The sequence below is a fragment of the Thiomonas sp. SCN 64-16 genome (assembly GCF_001725585.1).
GTDB lineage: Bacteria > Pseudomonadota > Gammaproteobacteria > Burkholderiales > Burkholderiaceae_C > Thiomonas > Thiomonas arsenitoxydans.
Genome location: NZ_MEGQ01000001.1, coordinates 1 through 13,688, shown reverse-complemented (window position 1 = coordinate 13,688; position 13,688 = coordinate 1). Strand labels below are relative to the sequence as shown.

Annotated in this window: 17 protein-coding genes; 13 read left to right on the top strand and 4 right to left on the bottom strand. The window is 65.0% G+C overall.

Annotated features, from left to right (window positions below; genetic code table 11):
- Positions 1-35: 35 nt before the first annotated feature.
- The 11 genes from ABT24_RS00085 (at position 36) to ABT24_RS00035 (ending at position 9,576) form a co-directional block, all read left to right on the top strand.
- Positions 36-1,523 (top strand): glutamate synthase subunit beta, encoded by a 1,488-nt coding sequence (locus tag ABT24_RS00085; RefSeq protein ID WP_013104947.1) that lies wholly within the window; start codon positions 36-38, stop codon positions 1,521-1,523.
- A 93-nt stretch (positions 1,524-1,616) separates the two neighbouring features.
- Complete coding sequence (locus ABT24_RS00080; protein WP_276727911.1) at positions 1,617-2,249, top strand: gamma-glutamylcyclotransferase; 633 nt, start codon at positions 1,617-1,619, stop codon at positions 2,247-2,249.
- A gap of 108 nt (positions 2,250-2,357) precedes the next feature.
- Positions 2,358-2,546 (top strand): hypothetical protein, encoded by a 189-nt coding sequence (locus ABT24_RS00075; RefSeq protein ID WP_276727915.1) that lies wholly within the window; start codon positions 2,358-2,360, stop codon positions 2,544-2,546.
- Between the two features lie 69 nt (positions 2,547-2,615).
- Positions 2,616-4,502 carry a 30S ribosomal protein S12 methylthiotransferase accessory factor YcaO gene (ycaO, locus tag ABT24_RS00070; protein ID WP_276727919.1) on the top strand — a complete coding sequence of 629 codons (1,887 nt, stop codon included), beginning with the start codon at positions 2,616-2,618 and terminating at the stop codon, positions 4,500-4,502.
- A gap of 35 nt (positions 4,503-4,537) precedes the next feature.
- Entirely contained in the window at positions 4,538-5,164 is a 627-nt protein-coding gene (locus ABT24_RS00065) for a thioredoxin fold domain-containing protein (RefSeq protein WP_276727922.1), read from the top strand.
- A 204-nt stretch (positions 5,165-5,368) separates the two neighbouring features.
- Positions 5,369-5,851 carry a hypothetical protein gene (locus ABT24_RS00060; RefSeq protein WP_276727925.1) on the top strand — a complete coding sequence of 161 codons (483 nt, stop codon included), beginning with the start codon at positions 5,369-5,371 and terminating at the stop codon, positions 5,849-5,851.
- The gene (locus ABT24_RS00055; RefSeq protein WP_276727928.1) at positions 5,848-6,267 is read left to right on the top strand and encodes a hypothetical protein; all 420 of its coding nucleotides are present in this window, start codon (positions 5,848-5,850) and stop codon (positions 6,265-6,267) included. Before ABT24_RS00060 ends, ABT24_RS00055 begins: the two co-directional genes overlap by 4 nt.
- 9 nt (positions 6,268-6,276) lie before the next feature.
- Complete coding sequence (locus ABT24_RS00050; protein WP_276727931.1) at positions 6,277-7,287, top strand: YbjQ family protein; 1,011 nt, start codon at positions 6,277-6,279, stop codon at positions 7,285-7,287.
- Positions 7,288-7,296: 9 nt separating this feature from the next.
- Positions 7,297-8,160 carry a heavy metal-binding domain-containing protein gene (locus ABT24_RS00045; RefSeq protein ID WP_013104955.1) on the top strand — a complete coding sequence of 288 codons (864 nt, stop codon included), beginning with the start codon at positions 7,297-7,299 and terminating at the stop codon, positions 8,158-8,160.
- A 28-nt stretch (positions 8,161-8,188) separates the two neighbouring features.
- Positions 8,189-8,893, top strand: a complete 705-nt coding sequence (locus ABT24_RS00040) for a PspA/IM30 family protein (RefSeq protein WP_013122448.1) — start codon at positions 8,189-8,191, stop codon at positions 8,891-8,893.
- A gap of 89 nt (positions 8,894-8,982) precedes the next feature.
- On the top strand, positions 8,983-9,576 hold the full coding sequence (locus ABT24_RS00035; RefSeq protein WP_276727935.1) for a thioredoxin fold domain-containing protein: 594 nt from the start codon (positions 8,983-8,985) through the stop codon (positions 9,574-9,576).
- A gap of 14 nt (positions 9,577-9,590) precedes the next feature.
- Here ABT24_RS00035 and ABT24_RS00030 read toward each other — a convergent pair whose 3' ends face one another.
- Both ABT24_RS00030 and ABT24_RS00025 read right to left on the bottom strand, forming a co-directional pair.
- Positions 9,591-10,256, bottom strand: coding sequence for a thioredoxin fold domain-containing protein (locus ABT24_RS00030; RefSeq protein ID WP_276727937.1), 666 nt, complete (start codon positions 10,254-10,256; stop codon positions 9,591-9,593).
- A 107-nt stretch (positions 10,257-10,363) separates the two neighbouring features.
- Positions 10,364-11,359 (bottom strand): SLAC1 anion channel family protein, encoded by a 996-nt coding sequence (locus ABT24_RS00025; RefSeq protein ID WP_276727940.1) that lies wholly within the window; start codon positions 11,357-11,359, stop codon positions 10,364-10,366.
- Between the two features lie 159 nt (positions 11,360-11,518).
- Between ABT24_RS00025 and pdxH the strand changes: the two genes are divergently transcribed.
- Positions 11,519-12,157, top strand: a complete 639-nt coding sequence (gene pdxH, locus ABT24_RS00020) for a pyridoxamine 5'-phosphate oxidase (RefSeq protein WP_013122456.1) — start codon at positions 11,519-11,521, stop codon at positions 12,155-12,157.
- Positions 12,158-12,347: 190 nt separating this feature from the next.
- On the opposite strand, the gene ABT24_RS00015 is transcribed toward pdxH, so the two are convergent.
- A complete protein-coding gene (locus ABT24_RS00015; protein ID WP_041608558.1) occupies positions 12,348-12,692 on the bottom strand; it encodes a hypothetical protein in 345 nt (114 codons plus the stop codon).
- An 80-nt stretch (positions 12,693-12,772) separates the two neighbouring features.
- On the opposite strand from ABT24_RS00015, the gene ABT24_RS00010 reads away from it, so the two are divergent.
- Positions 12,773-13,138, top strand: a complete 366-nt coding sequence (locus ABT24_RS00010) for a diguanylate cyclase domain-containing protein (RefSeq protein ID WP_286737278.1) — start codon at positions 12,773-12,775, stop codon at positions 13,136-13,138.
- Between the two features lie 33 nt (positions 13,139-13,171).
- Here ABT24_RS00010 and ABT24_RS00005 read toward each other — a convergent pair.
- On the bottom strand, positions 13,172-13,688 hold a 517-nt coding region (locus ABT24_RS00005), incomplete at its 5' end, for a helix-turn-helix transcriptional regulator (RefSeq protein WP_286737277.1).

Sequence of the window (13,688 nt, the reverse complement as noted above, 5' to 3'; positions counted from 1 at the left end):
GTGCATCGTTCAAGCACCACGAACAAGGATCGACCATGGGAAAAATCACCGGATTCATGGAATTCGAGCGGCAGGAAGAACAGTACGAAGCCCCCGCCGTGCGGCTCAAGCACTGGAAGGAATTCGTCCACGAACTGCCGGAAGACAAGGCCAAGACGCAGGCTGGGCGCTGCATGGACTGCGGCATTCCGTTCTGCAACAACGGTTGCCCGGTCAACAACATCATCCCCGACTTCAACGACCTCGTATGGCAGGGCGATTGGAAGCGCGCGCTCGACGTGCTGCATTCGACCAACAACTTCCCCGAGTTCACCGGGCGCATCTGTCCCGCGCCTTGCGAGGCGGCCTGCACCCTGGGCATCAATGAAGCGCCGGTGGGCATCAAGTCCATCGAGCACGCCATCATCGACCGGGGCTGGAACGAAGGCTGGGTGACGCCGCAGCTGCCAGCGCACAAGACCGGCAAGACCGTGGCCGTGGTCGGCTCCGGCCCGGCTGGGCTGGCGGCGGCACAGCAACTCGCCCGTGCGGGACACGCTGTCACCGTGTTCGAGAAGAACGACCGCGCCGGCGGTCTGCTGCGCTACGGCATTCCCGATTTCAAAATGGAAAAGAGCCATATCGACCGTCGCATCGCGCAGATGCAGGCCGAGGGCGTGACCTTCCGCACCGGCGTGCTGGTGGCCGAACTGCCCAAGGACGGCCCCGGCGCCACTGTGGCCAACTGGGCCAAGGAGACCCTCACTCCCGCTCAGTTGCAGGCCGACTTCGACGCGGTGCTGCTGACCGGCGGCGCCGAGTTTCCCCGCGATCTGCCGGTGCCGGGGCGCGAACTCGATGGCATTCACTTCGCCATGGAGTTTCTGCCGCTGCAGAACAAGGTCAACGCCGGAGACAAGCTGAAAAACCAGATCACAGCCACGGGCAAGCATGTGGTGGTGATCGGCGGCGGCGATACCGGCTCGGACTGCGTGGGCACCAGCAACCGCCACGGCGCGGCCAGCGTTACCCAGTTCGAGGTCATGCCGCAGCCGCCTGAGGCAGAGAACAAGCCGCTGGTCTGGCCGTACTGGCCGATCAAACTGCGCACCTCCAGCAGCCACGAAGAAGGCTGCTCGCGCGACTGGGCGGTGGCGACCAAGGAGTTCATCCCCGGAACCGGCAAGGACAAGAACAAAGTCAAGCAGCTCAAGGCCTGCCGCGTCGAATGGAAAGACGGCCGCATGCAGGAAGTGCCCGGCAGCGAGTTCACCCTGCCTGCCGATCTGGTGCTGCTGGCTATGGGCTTCGTGCATCCGGTGGGCAGTGTGCTCGACGCCTTCGGCATCGACAAGGACGCACGCGGCAATGCCAAGGCGGGCACCGAAGACGAAACCGGCTACGCCACCAATGTGCCCAAGGTGTTCGCCGCGGGCGATATGCGCCGTGGTCAGAGCCTGGTGGTGTGGGCGATCCGCGAAGGCCGCCAGGCCGCGCGCGAGATCGACCGGTTTTTGATGGGCAGCACCGTGTTGCCACGTTGATGCAGCGTCCGACCACGACAGATCGACCGTTTGCTGATCTGCTTTCTGATTCATATAGGGTCGGTGCAGCAGGGTTTCTCGGACAATGCCGGGATGATGCGCGAAGCCGATGACGATCACGGCCTGCCCCAGTTTCCGGGGCGGGATCCGCAAGACATGCTGGAGTCCACGCTGGCTAGCCGCCCTGATGGCGACCTCTGGGTGTTCGGCTACGGCTCGCTGATCTGGAACCCGGAAGTCGTGCATGACGAAGTGCGTCCGGCGCGGGTGTGGGGCTGGCGGCGCACGCTGCGCATGTGGTCGCGCATCAACCGGGGCACGGAAGAAGCGCCCGGCCTGGTGTTCGCGCTGATGTCCGGCGGTTCCTGCAGCGGCATTGCCCTGCGCGTGCCCCAAAGTCGGGCCGAGCGCGAACTGCGCCAGTTGTGGAAGCGCGAAATGCCTCGCGCCGTCTATGACCCGCGCTGGATTGCCTGCCGCACTCCGCAGGGCGTGGTGCAGGCGCTGGCCTTCACCCTGCGGCCCAGCAGCCCGAGCTATACCGGTGAACTAGACGACGCGCAGTTGCTCGACATTCTGCGCACCTGCCGTGGCCGCTACGGCACCACTTTCGATTACGTCGCGCGCACTGCGCAGGCGCTGCGCGACATCGGCATTCATGATGCCGAGTTGGAGCGCATCATGGAACTGGCCGCGCAGCACCGTCTCGACGCGAAGAGTGCTTGATGCGGCGAGTCCGGGCCGCGACCTTCGATAGCATGTGACATTCCCGCTTCGCGCCCCAAAGTCTTCAGTGGCTGCAAGGCCTCTTTCACCATTCACCAGGACACCCCATTGGTCAAGCCAAATTACTCCTACGAAAAGCGTCAGAAAGAACTCGCCAAAGAGCGCAAAAAGCAGGAAAAACTGCAGCGCAAGGCCAATAAACCCGACAGTGCCGATGCGCCGGGCGAAGATCACGGTAGCGCTGCGCCGCCGAACTCCGTCCCCTCCGGCAACGCCAAGCCAAACACCGAGAGCTGACCACGGCGCACAGCGGGGCGGCCCGGGCGCAGGCTCTATGCTGAGCGCCCTTTTCCACCGGCCCCGCCCATGACCTCCCCCGAACATTTCATTCCCGGCAAGGACGCTTCGCTCGAACAGTCCATCGCCACGCTGCGCAGCAAGCTGAGCGCGCTGGGCTTTCACCTCGAAGAGCGCTCCTGGCTCAACCCGGTGGAAGGCGTATGGTCGGTGCATGTGCGCGATCACGACTGCGCGCTGCTGTTCTCCAACGGCAAGGGCACCTCCGAGCTGGCGGCGCGGGCCAGCGCGCTGGGCGAGTTTGTCGAGCGCCTGTCCACCCATTATTTCTGGACGCATTTCTACCTGGGCGAATCCATCGCCCATCGCGCCCATGTGCATGCGTCGGGTGAGCGCTGGTTCCCGCTGAACGGCGACGCCTGGCCCGAGGGGCTGCTCAACCCCGAGCTGCGCGCCTTCTACAACCCGCACGAAGCGGTGCCTGCCGCGCAGCTCGTTGATCTCAACTCCGGCAACGTGGCGCGCGGCATTTGCGCGCTGCCCTACCAGCGTCTGTCCGACGGCGCGACCGCCTACTTTCCGGTCAACCTCATCGGCAATCTGTATGTGAGCAACGGCATGTCGGCCGGTAACACGCTGATGGAAGTGCGCACCCAGGCGTTGTCGGAAATTTTCGAGCGTCATGTGAAGTTCCGCATCATCCGCGAAGCGCTATGTCTGCCGGACGTGCCCGAGGACGTGATCGCGCGCTACCCGCACATTGCCGCCGGCATCCGCGGCCTGCGCGAGGCGGGCTTCGGCATCGTGGTGAAAGACGCATCGCTCGGCGGGCGCTACCCGGTGATGAACGTCACCCTGCTGCACCCCGGCGATCAGGGCTGCTTCGCCAGCTTTGGCGCGCACCCGCATTTCGAAATCGCGCTGGAACGCGCCCTCACCGAATTGCTGCAGGGCCGCGCGCTCGACGCGCTGGCCGGATTTCCCGCGCCCGGCTTCGACCGTGACGAGATCGCCGATCCGCAAAACCTGGAAATCCACTTCGTCGATTCCAGCGGCGTGCTGTCGTGGGAGTTCCTGCGCAACACCCCCGATTTCGCTTTTGCCGACTGGAACTTCGGCGCGGCCACCGAACAGGATTACCACGGGTCAGTGGCCGCGCTGCACGCCGAGGGCCATCAGATCTATGTCGCCGACTTCACCCAGCTCGGCGTTTACGCCTGCCGCATCCTGGTGCCCGGGGTGAGCGAAATCTATCCGGTGGACGAACTCGAATACGAGAACAACAGTGTGGGCATTGCGCTGCGCGCCGACATCGCCCGCCTGCCGGAATTGTCCGGGGACGAATGCGTTGCGCTCTACGACCAAATCGTCGAACTGGAACTGGCCGACGAGCGCCCGGTGAGCGTGCTCATTGGTCTCGCCCCCGACCCCGACACCGCCTGGGCCGGGCTCAAGATCGGCGAACTCAAGCTGCTGCTGGCACTGGCCAGCGGCGATGACGACGCCATTCTCGAAGGCTGCGCCTGGCTCGCCCAGTATGGCCAGCGCAGCCCGGAACGGCTCAAGGTGTTTCGCTGCATCGCCGATCTGCTCAAGCTGCAGGACGCCTCAGAGGGTGTGAATGAATCCGGCGTGGCCGAGCAGCGTGCCCAAAGGGTTTCAATCAAGGCGCAAAGCACAGCCGTGCCCGTCGGCACGGCGCGCGCTTACAACACCGAACGCAACGCCGAGTGGGACGATTTGGGTGCGACGAGCGGGCATGGCGGATTCGTTCACACCCTCTCACTCTACGCCCCTGCGCTGCGCCTGCTCTTCGGCAGCCATACGCTCGACCTTGCCCTTGCGCTGCTCAATCAGGAACAACGCTTCTGGGGCCTGACCACCCTTGGCCCCAACTTTGAAGCCAGCGTCAACCACAGCGCCTTGCTGGCCGCGTATCGCAAAGTGAGTGGCTGATCAGGATGACTTCCTGAGTTGCGAAAGGTGATGCCATGGTCCGATCACGTTTTTGTTCTCGACTTCTTTGCCTCGGCGGTGCCGCCTTTTGTCTGGGCGCTCTACCCGTTCAGGCCCAGCAGCAGGCGGCTTCGCCCGCGGTGCAGACCGGGGTTGCGCCCGACATCCGGGCCGCGGCGCAGGTGCTCGCGCAGTTGCACAAGACCACGCGCATTCGTGAAGGGCAGGGCCCGCGCGTGCTCACCGTGTTTTTCGACCCCAATTGCCCCTATTGCCGACAGCTTTACAGCGCGCTGCGCCCCTACGTTGGCAAAGACGGTTTGCAGGTCGATTGGGTGCCCGTGGCCATTCTTGCGCCGAGCAGCGCGGCCAAGGCGGCCGCCATCCTGCAGGCCAAAGACCGGCTGCAGGCGTTTCGCGCGACCGAAGAACATGGGCTCGACCCCAACCGCCCTGCACCGGCGCTTCCGGGTGAGGGGCAAATCACGGCAGCCACCGGCCGCATCCTCGCGGCCAATGTCGGCGTGCTCAAACAAGCCGGGGTGTATGAAAGCGTGCCGCTGGCGGTCTATCGCGACCGCAGCGGACTAGCGCAACTCGCGATGGGCGCCCCGCGCGATCAGGCTGCCCTGCGGGCGTGGCTGCAGTCGATCGGGCCCTGAGGTTGCTCGTCCCCCTCGTGGGGTCTGACGCGAACGCGGCAGGTCTGGGGGCGCTCTCAAGCGCCATTCCTGGCTTCGCTTTGGCGAGTCTTAAGGCGCCGCACTTTTCTGGACGCTGCCGATCCAACAGCCATCGCCCATGATTGAGCGTGAAGCGAAACCCGCGTCGCCAGCAGGGCGAACGCGGCTTGGCGGGAGCCGGACATGGAATCTGTGCGAAGTGAGAATGGCCAGGGGCCGCCGAGCAGCGCCGGGGCACACGCGGCAACGGTGGAGCTCGAACCGACGCAAACGCTGCCGCGCGACGTCTGGCTCGACAGCGGCGACCGGGCCTACCGCGTCGAGGGCGAGACCTACATCACCAGCCGGGTGAAAAATCTCATCATTCTCGGCGGGCGAAATATTTATCCGCGCCAAGTCGAACTCGCCGTGGGCGAACTGGCCGGGGTGCACAAAGACTGTGTGGTGATGTTCGGCGCGCCCGACCAGGGGGTGCTGGCCCTGCTGCACACCGTGCGCAAGACCTCCAGCGGCAAGCTGCGCCGCGACCCCGGCCGGCTCGGCTTTCACCTCGGCCCGTTCGAGGCGGCGGTGCGGGCCGACATGCCGGTGGTTCCGGTGATGTTGCGCGGCACCCGCGCGCCGCGGCTGGCCTCGATGTTCCCTCACCACGCTCCCCACCCATGAACGACACCCTGAATCCCACCGATCCCGGCGCGGACGACGCCAACCAGATCGATCTGCAAGCCGCCTGGATCCGCCGCTCCAGCGCCGACATCCAGGCCTTTGTCGAGGGTCTGGCTGCGCGCCTCGAAGGCGATCTGCCGGGCCAGGTGGATGTGGTGCGCAAGCGCGACGGTCTGTTCGCCAAGACCAGCCATGTGCAAAGCATCACCGTGCGCACCGAGGAGTTTCATTACCTGCTTGAACGCCATCCTTCCGGGGTGCACACCCAGCGCGCCCGGGTGGTGGGCGGGGTCATCCTCAAGCGCGACGAACTGAGTCTGGCCGGGTGGATGGAGAGCCTGCTGGCAGCGCTGTTTTCGCAGTCCGGCGAACTGCAGCGCGCCAGCGAGTCGCTGCATGATTTTCTGATGCACTAGGAGCACGGCATGTCACTCTGGAACACTTTGAAGCAGCGCGCCGAGAGCGTCGCGCAGGACGCGCGCCATGCGGTGGACGGGCTCACCGCGTCCGCCCACACCCTGGCCGCACCGCGTGCGCTCAGCGCCGATGAACTGGCGCGGCAGCAGGCTTGGGCCGAGGCGCTGCCCGGCAATGACCTGCCTGAATTCGTCAAGGCGCGCCTGGCCGCCACGGCGCGGCGCGAGCTGCCCTGGGTGAGTACCGCCACCCCGGCGGAAATGCTGGCGCAGCGCATTCACGGCATCGAGCCGCTCGGCATGGTCAACGGCAATTGCTGGTACCACTTCGACTACTCCTGGTCGGACGGGCACTACGACGGCTGGCATCACGCCCTCGACCGCCTGCGGCTGGAGGCGGCGCTGCTGGGCGCCAACGCAGTGGTCGACGTGACCTTGCAGGCGCATGCCGGGCAGGGGCCGAACGATGTGGATTTCGCGCTCACCGGCACCGCGGTGCGCATTCGCGGTTTGCCGCCCTCCACCGACCCGGCGGTGGCCACGGTGTCGGCGCTGCACTTCGTGCGTCTGCTCGATGATGGGGCGGTGCCCGTGGGTATTGCCATCGGCGCGCACTTCGACTGGTACCTGCCGCGTGTCTCGGCCTACGGCGCGGGGCTCGGGATGATGAGCGGCGCGCCCTTCGGCGCTTCGGCGCAGACGGCGTATCAGGCCGGTGCGCTGTGGAGCAATGTTGAACTGAGCGAGCTCTCGGCCTTTCAGCAGCATGTGCGCCTGAGCGCCATCGAACACCTGCGCAGCGACGGCCAAAGGCTGAACGCCTCGGTGCTGGCGCATACCGAATACAGCGAACTCACGCGCGAAGAGGGCGATGGCGGCGAGCCGCCGCGTTTTCAGTGCCGCTATATCGCCATCGGCACCGCCGTGGCCTACGAGCCCAACCGTCCGCTGCGCTCCCGCGTCTGCCCCACATTCAGCTTGGCGGACCGTCAGCTTGAAGCCCCTCGCTCCCAACCCTAGGAAACCATCATGAACGATAGAACCGCATTGCCTCAAACCGAAACTCCCGCAGCTTCCGCCGCCGAGCAACTCGCGCCCCACGCGGTGGAGCGGCTCAAGGGCCTGCGCGCCCAGGGTAGCCATGAGGGCATCTTCACCTCCGACCTGTCGGTGAATGAATTCGTCATGGTGCGCCAGGCCGGGTTCGAGCCGCTGGGCCTGGTGGTCGGCTCCTGCGTCTATCACCTCGGCATTCAGTACGGCCAGTGGTCCACCAGCATGGAAATGGACGTGCTGTCGCAAGCCATGTATCAGGCGCGCGAACTCGCCATGAGCCGCATGGAGCAAGAGGCCATTCTGCTGCGCGCCGACGGCGTGGTCGGCCTGCGGCTGGAGGTCAAGCGCATGGAATGGGACAAGGACATTCTGGAGTTCATGGCCATCGGCACCGCCATTGCCCACCGCACCGGCGACCCCGGTTTCAAAGGCGTGGGCGGCAAGCCCTTCACTTCCGACCTGTCGGGGCAGGACTTCTGGATGCTGCTCAAGTCGGGCTACCGGCCGATGGAAATGGTCATGGGCTCGTGCGTCTATCACGTCGCCCACCAGGGTGCGCTGCGCTCGCTCGGCAATCTGGGCAACAACGTGGAGCTGGCGCAGTTCACCCAGGCCATGTACGACGCCCGAGAACTGGCGATGGAGCGCATGCAGCACGAAGCTGCCGCCGCGCAGGCCGACGGCATCACCGGCGTGCAGTTGCACGAAGGCTCGCACAACTGGCAGCCGCATGTCATCGAGTTCTTCGCCGTGGGCACCGCGGTGAAGGCGATGGAGCAGGCCGACGCGCTGGTGGATGCGCTCAACCCGCAACTCGTCATTCCAGTGAACGACTGAACCATCTTTGACCTGAAGGAGAACTCTCATGACCCTGTTCAAACACGCCGCCGAAATTCTCGAAGCCCGCGTCAACACCTTTCTCAACCACGCCGACGACCCGGCGCAGACGCTGGATTTGTCTTACGAAAAAATGATCACCACGCTGCAGGACACCAAGCGGCACCTGGCCGATGTGATCACCGAACGCATCTCGCTGGAAAACCAGATGACCGCTGCCAAGCACGATGCCGATAAGGCCGAAGCCGACGCTCGTATGGCGCTGCAGGCGCAGCGCGAAGACCTGGCGCGCGCCGCTCTGGGCGAAAAGCAGGCCGCGCAGCAAAAGATCGATTCGCTGCAACAGGCGCACGACAGCGTGGCCGCGCAGGCCGAGAAGCTCACCGCCTACGAGAGCAAGCTGCAGGATCGCATCGAACAGTTCCGCACGCAGAAAGAGGTGATGAAAACCCAGATGGCGGCCGCTAGCGCCGAGGTCGGCGTGTCCGAGTCGCTCACCGGTCTGGGCGCGGGACTGGCCGATGCCGGTGACGCCATGCGCCGCGCGCAGGACAAGACCTCACAGATGCAGGCCAAGGCCGAAGCCCTGGAAGGCATGACCGAGGCCGGCATCCTCAGCGATCCGCTGGACCAGCGCGACAGCACCGAGAAAGCGCTCGATAAGCTGCGCACCTCCACTGGGGTGGACGCCGATCTGGCCCGGCTCAAAGCGGAGATGGCGTCGGCCAAGTAAGCGTTGGAGCTCGGCCTCAGGTCTTCTGCGCGCGCTGTGTTTGCGGCATACTGCGCCGACAAACACCCCACAAGACGAGGAGACTCCGCATGATTTTCAATCGCCGCGCTGCGTTGCGCACCGCCTTTGCCGCCGTCGTCGCGGCCAGCGTCATGGGTCTGGCGCCTTTTGCCAGCGCCCAGCAGACCCAGAACCCCGACGCCGTCAAAGTGCTCAGCGAGATGGGCAAGGCCACGATCATCACCGAAGGCCATGGGCCGCGAGTGATCTACATCTTTTTCGACGCCAACTGCCCCTACTGCCACGAGCTCTACACCAACCTGCGCCCGAAAGTGGGCAAGGACGGACTGGAGATTCGCTGGGTGCCCGTGGCCGTGCTCACCCCCACCAGCGTGACCAAAGGCGCCGCCATTCTTCAGGCGCCAGACCGTCTCAAAGCGTTTCACGAAAACGAGAACACCTACGGCAAAGGGCCGACAGGGCAGGGCGGCGGCATCGCCCCGGCCAGCAAGGTACTGCCCGCCACAAGCGCCATGCTCAACGCCAACAACGCCTTGCTCGAAGCCACCAAATCGCCGGGCGTGCCCACCCTGCTCTACCGCGACAAACAGGGCGACGCCATGCTCGTCGTCGGCCCGCCTGATGCGCAGCAGCTCAAGGACATCCTCGCGAGCGTGAAGTAGCTCAGGACCGCGCGTCAACTAGCGCTGCGCAACACGGTTGCGATGGCATCTTCCGGCAGCAGGCCGACGATCAGGTGGGCACGGCCGTTGGCGGTGCGATAGAGCATCACCGGAAAGGTGTGCAAATTGGCCTGACGCATGAGCGCGGCGTTGGTCTGAAGCTGGTGCAGCACCCGGGCGCTGGGGTGGGCCAGGGGGCGGATGCCGCCTGCCGGGCTGTCGCCGAAGTTCCAGTCGTCCTCATTTTTGTGGAAGGCCGTGAGTGGATCGGGCGCGGCGAGAATGGCCGCGGCCTTGCCCGGGCTGCTGGCTTCGAGTTGTCCCACCGGAATCCACCGCAACTGCAATCCGCCTTTGCCGACTTCGGCCCGTGTGGCCAGGTAGAGCTTGTGCGAAAACGGGCAATTCGGATCGAAAAAGATGTAAACGATGCGCGGCCCGGCACCCTCCGGTATCCAATACGCCGAGCCGATCGCCTTGAGCAGCTTGGCCGCCCGGGCCGCCTCGGGGTCGGCCGACCATTCCGCGCTGGAATTCGCCGCCTCTGCCGCGGGGAACTTCCAAAACAGCGGCAGGGTCGCGGCAGGCCACACTAGAGCCAGCCGCAACAGACGCCGCCTTGACGTCGAGGACGGCCGTGCGCAAGGCGCATGAGGAACGACGGCGTTCTGTTCAGACACGGCGGCCTCCTTGGGGCGGCGGCTTCAAAGTCACGGCTTCACATTAAGCAGCGTCACGCCGCCTGTAAAGCACAGTTACCCTGAGTCGCGCCCCAGCAAGTCCACCCTCATTCCGGGATGAACACCTTGCCGTCCCCGATGGCCTTGAGGGTGAGCACCACGAGCAGGGCGATGAGCGCGGAGGTCAGCGCCAGCAGCGCCCCGCCCAAGCCTATGAGAAAGCCGCTGCCAATCTTGCTGCCCATGGTCAGTGAAGCGATGGTGATGGCGGCCAGCGGGAAGGAATAGGCCCACCACGACATGAAGAACGGCACCTTGCGGAACTGCGGAATTTGATAGAACAGCAGCAGGGTGGTGAACAGCGCCACATAGAACAGCACGCGGGCGAAGTTGTCGATCACGCCGCCGTCCAGCGCCAGATACGACAGGAAGCCGACCGCCGGAGGTGCGATGAGGATGAACAGCGTGGGCAGCAGCTTGGCGGGCACCGGCGGGTGGAAGAAAAAGCGGTTCATCATCACTGTGAGCAACACGATCCAGAACACCAGCCCGACGCTGAAAAAGAACCAAGAGATTTCGGGCGAGCCGTGCGTCATGCCGGCAATGGGCACCAGTATGTTGCCCACCACCGGAATGAACCAGGCCGGGGTGGAGTGCTGGATTTGGTAGTGCGTATGGTGAATCCACGACGACATGATGACCACGGTGAACACCAGATGCAGCGTAATGCCGCCCCACCACATGGCCTGCGACCAGACGGGCTGCACATGCAAAAAGGCGATGGACAGCAGCAGCGCGCTGATGGAGATGGCCGGGAAGAAGCTGATGCGCACCGGGTGGTTGAACTCGGCCCTGAGTTCGCCGGGGTAGCGCAGGGCCTTAGCGCCATAGCCCAGCAGCAGCAAGACAAACAGCGCCAGCGCGACATAGCTCAGGCCGATGCCCACGCCGTGCGGCATGGCGAGCACCTGCGCCGATTTGTGCCAGGCGATGGCCAGGCCGGTCGTGCCCATGACGGTGGCGAACAGGGTGATGGGGAAGTGGGCCAGCCAACTGCTGGCGTGCGCCGGTTCGGCGGATTGCGGTGCGGAAGTCGTGGACATGGTGTGGGTAATAGTTGAGAAAAATGGTACGGAATTGTGGGCGCGCGGTCGCTGATTGATATTGATCGAACGCAATATTGAAAAATTTTGATACATGATTGTGACTTCAGTCACATCTTCCGCAAGGAGCCTGCCGGGCTCCATTTCTATACTCCCTGCATGAAATCACTTTCCGATTTGCGCAAAGACTACAGCCGGGCCGAACTGGACGAGGCTCACGCCGAGGCCGATCCGCTCAAACAGTTCGAGCACTGGCTGCAGCAGGCCATGGACGCACAGGTGCCCGAGCCCAACGCCATGACCCTGGCCACCGTGGGCGAAAACGGCCGCCCCTCCACCCGCGTGGTGCTGATCAAACACGTCGATGCGCGCGGCATTGTCTGGTACACCAACTATCACAGCCGCAAGGGCCGTGAGCTGGCGGCGCACGCCTTCGCCGCGCTGCAGTTCCACTGGGTGGAGCTCGAGCGGGTGGTGCGCATCGAAGGGCGGGTGGAGCAGGTCAGCGCGGAAGAATCGGATGCCTACTTCGCCAGCCGGCCGCTGACCTCGCGCATCGGCGCCTGGGCCTCGCCGCAGAGCGAGCCCATCGACGGGCGCGCCGTCCTGCTCAAACGCGCCGCGGAATTCGGTCTGCGCTACGGCATCAGTCCGCCGCGTCCGCCGCACTGGGGCGGCTATCGTCTGATTCCCGATGCCTGGGAGTTCTGGCAGGGGCGGCCCTCCCGTCTGCACGACCGACTGGCGTATGCGCTACAGGCCGATGGCCGTTGGAAGCGCCAACGCTTGGCGCCTTGAGAACCCAGATTTTCCATTAGGCGTGGCTACGCCCCTACACGGGCGCTGGCGGGCGGTTTGGGGTGTCTTCACCCCCGCGCTTCGCGCCCATAGCGACGGCTATGGGCTTGTCACGCAGGGCAGAATCCATCCCCAATCCGCCGCGCCATCATCCCGTGTCCCAATGGAATATCTGGGTTGAACAATTGCGTCAGTCGTCGAGCAGTTCCAGCGTGGCCGCGCTGTCGGTGCGGCGGATGGCGACGCGCAGTTCCACATACTCGGGCAGCTCGCTCATCGGCGTCGGGTCGGCTTCGCAGGCACAGCCCGGAATGATGCTGAAGTAGCTCAGCCCCGCCTTCACCCGTAGATCGTCGTCGCCTTCACTGCGCTGCAGCACCATCAGGCTGACGTCGTCGGTCAGGGCGTGGCTGCCGCGGCGTATGCCTTGCTGCAACGGGCCGATCAGCGCCCCGGTCTGTTGCAACTCGGCCAGCAATACAGCGCCGAAATTGGGCTGGGTCCAGGCGCTATGCGCGGCGGGTAGGGTGAGCATCATGGTGGACTGTGTGCTGAGGGTGAAATTCTGCGGCATTATTGACGCTGTTGATCCATCCATACAACAGGGAGACCCACATGCCTTCGCCTCAATTCATTCATCGCCGTCATTTGTTGCGGGCTTTGGCGGCCGCCCCGTTGATGGCTGCTTGGCCCGCCGCCCGGGCGCAAAGCGCCCGGCAGGCCGAGGAGGTCGCCGGCAAGCTGGTCGCCGCGGTCCGCTCGCGCAGCGGCGCTGGCGCCAAGTCCGTCCGCTTCACGATCAGCGTGGGCGTCGCCGAATGGTCGCCGGACCAGTCCCTGGTCGGCGGAGAGTTGATGGCCGAGGTCGATGGGGCGCTCTACAAGGCCAAGGCGAAGGGGCGGGACGGCTACGCCATCGCGGGCCTGGACAACCTGCCGGACAGCGCGGCCGCTACCGGAAAGATAAGGCTCGTCTCGTAGGCATCGGATTGCGTTCGCGCGGAAGCCGCATGATCAGGCCTGCCGTCTTCCATTGTCCTTTGGCAGGCGGATCGGCGGAACGAGGCGCCTGACGAGCGAGACGAGGTCCGCCTGGCGCGACACTCCCATCTTGGCAAAGATGTGCTCGCGATGGTGCCTGGCCGTTGCCTCGCTGACGCGCAGGGCGGCGGCGGCCTCGCTCAGCGTTGCGCCCGCCATCAATTGCTCGAGCTGGCGTGTCTCTGTCGGCGTTAGCCCAAACAAGCGGGTGACCGTTCCCAGATCGGTCGGCGGAGCGGCCGTGTCGCGCGTGATGAAGACGGCGGCGGTGGCCTGTGACACCAGCCGCGTCCTGCGATGCCCGCTTGCGAGCGGCAGGATATGAGCAACGGCCACCTGGTGGTCAGTATCCTCCAGGGGCACGCCCATCGCTGCCGCGGGAACCCGCGTTTCATCGGCCTGTGCGATGGCGATGGCGCTGAGCAATTCTTCGGATATCTGGGAGGTTGTGGCAGCCAGATACCCGCCGGACGAAAGGATCGGCGATCTG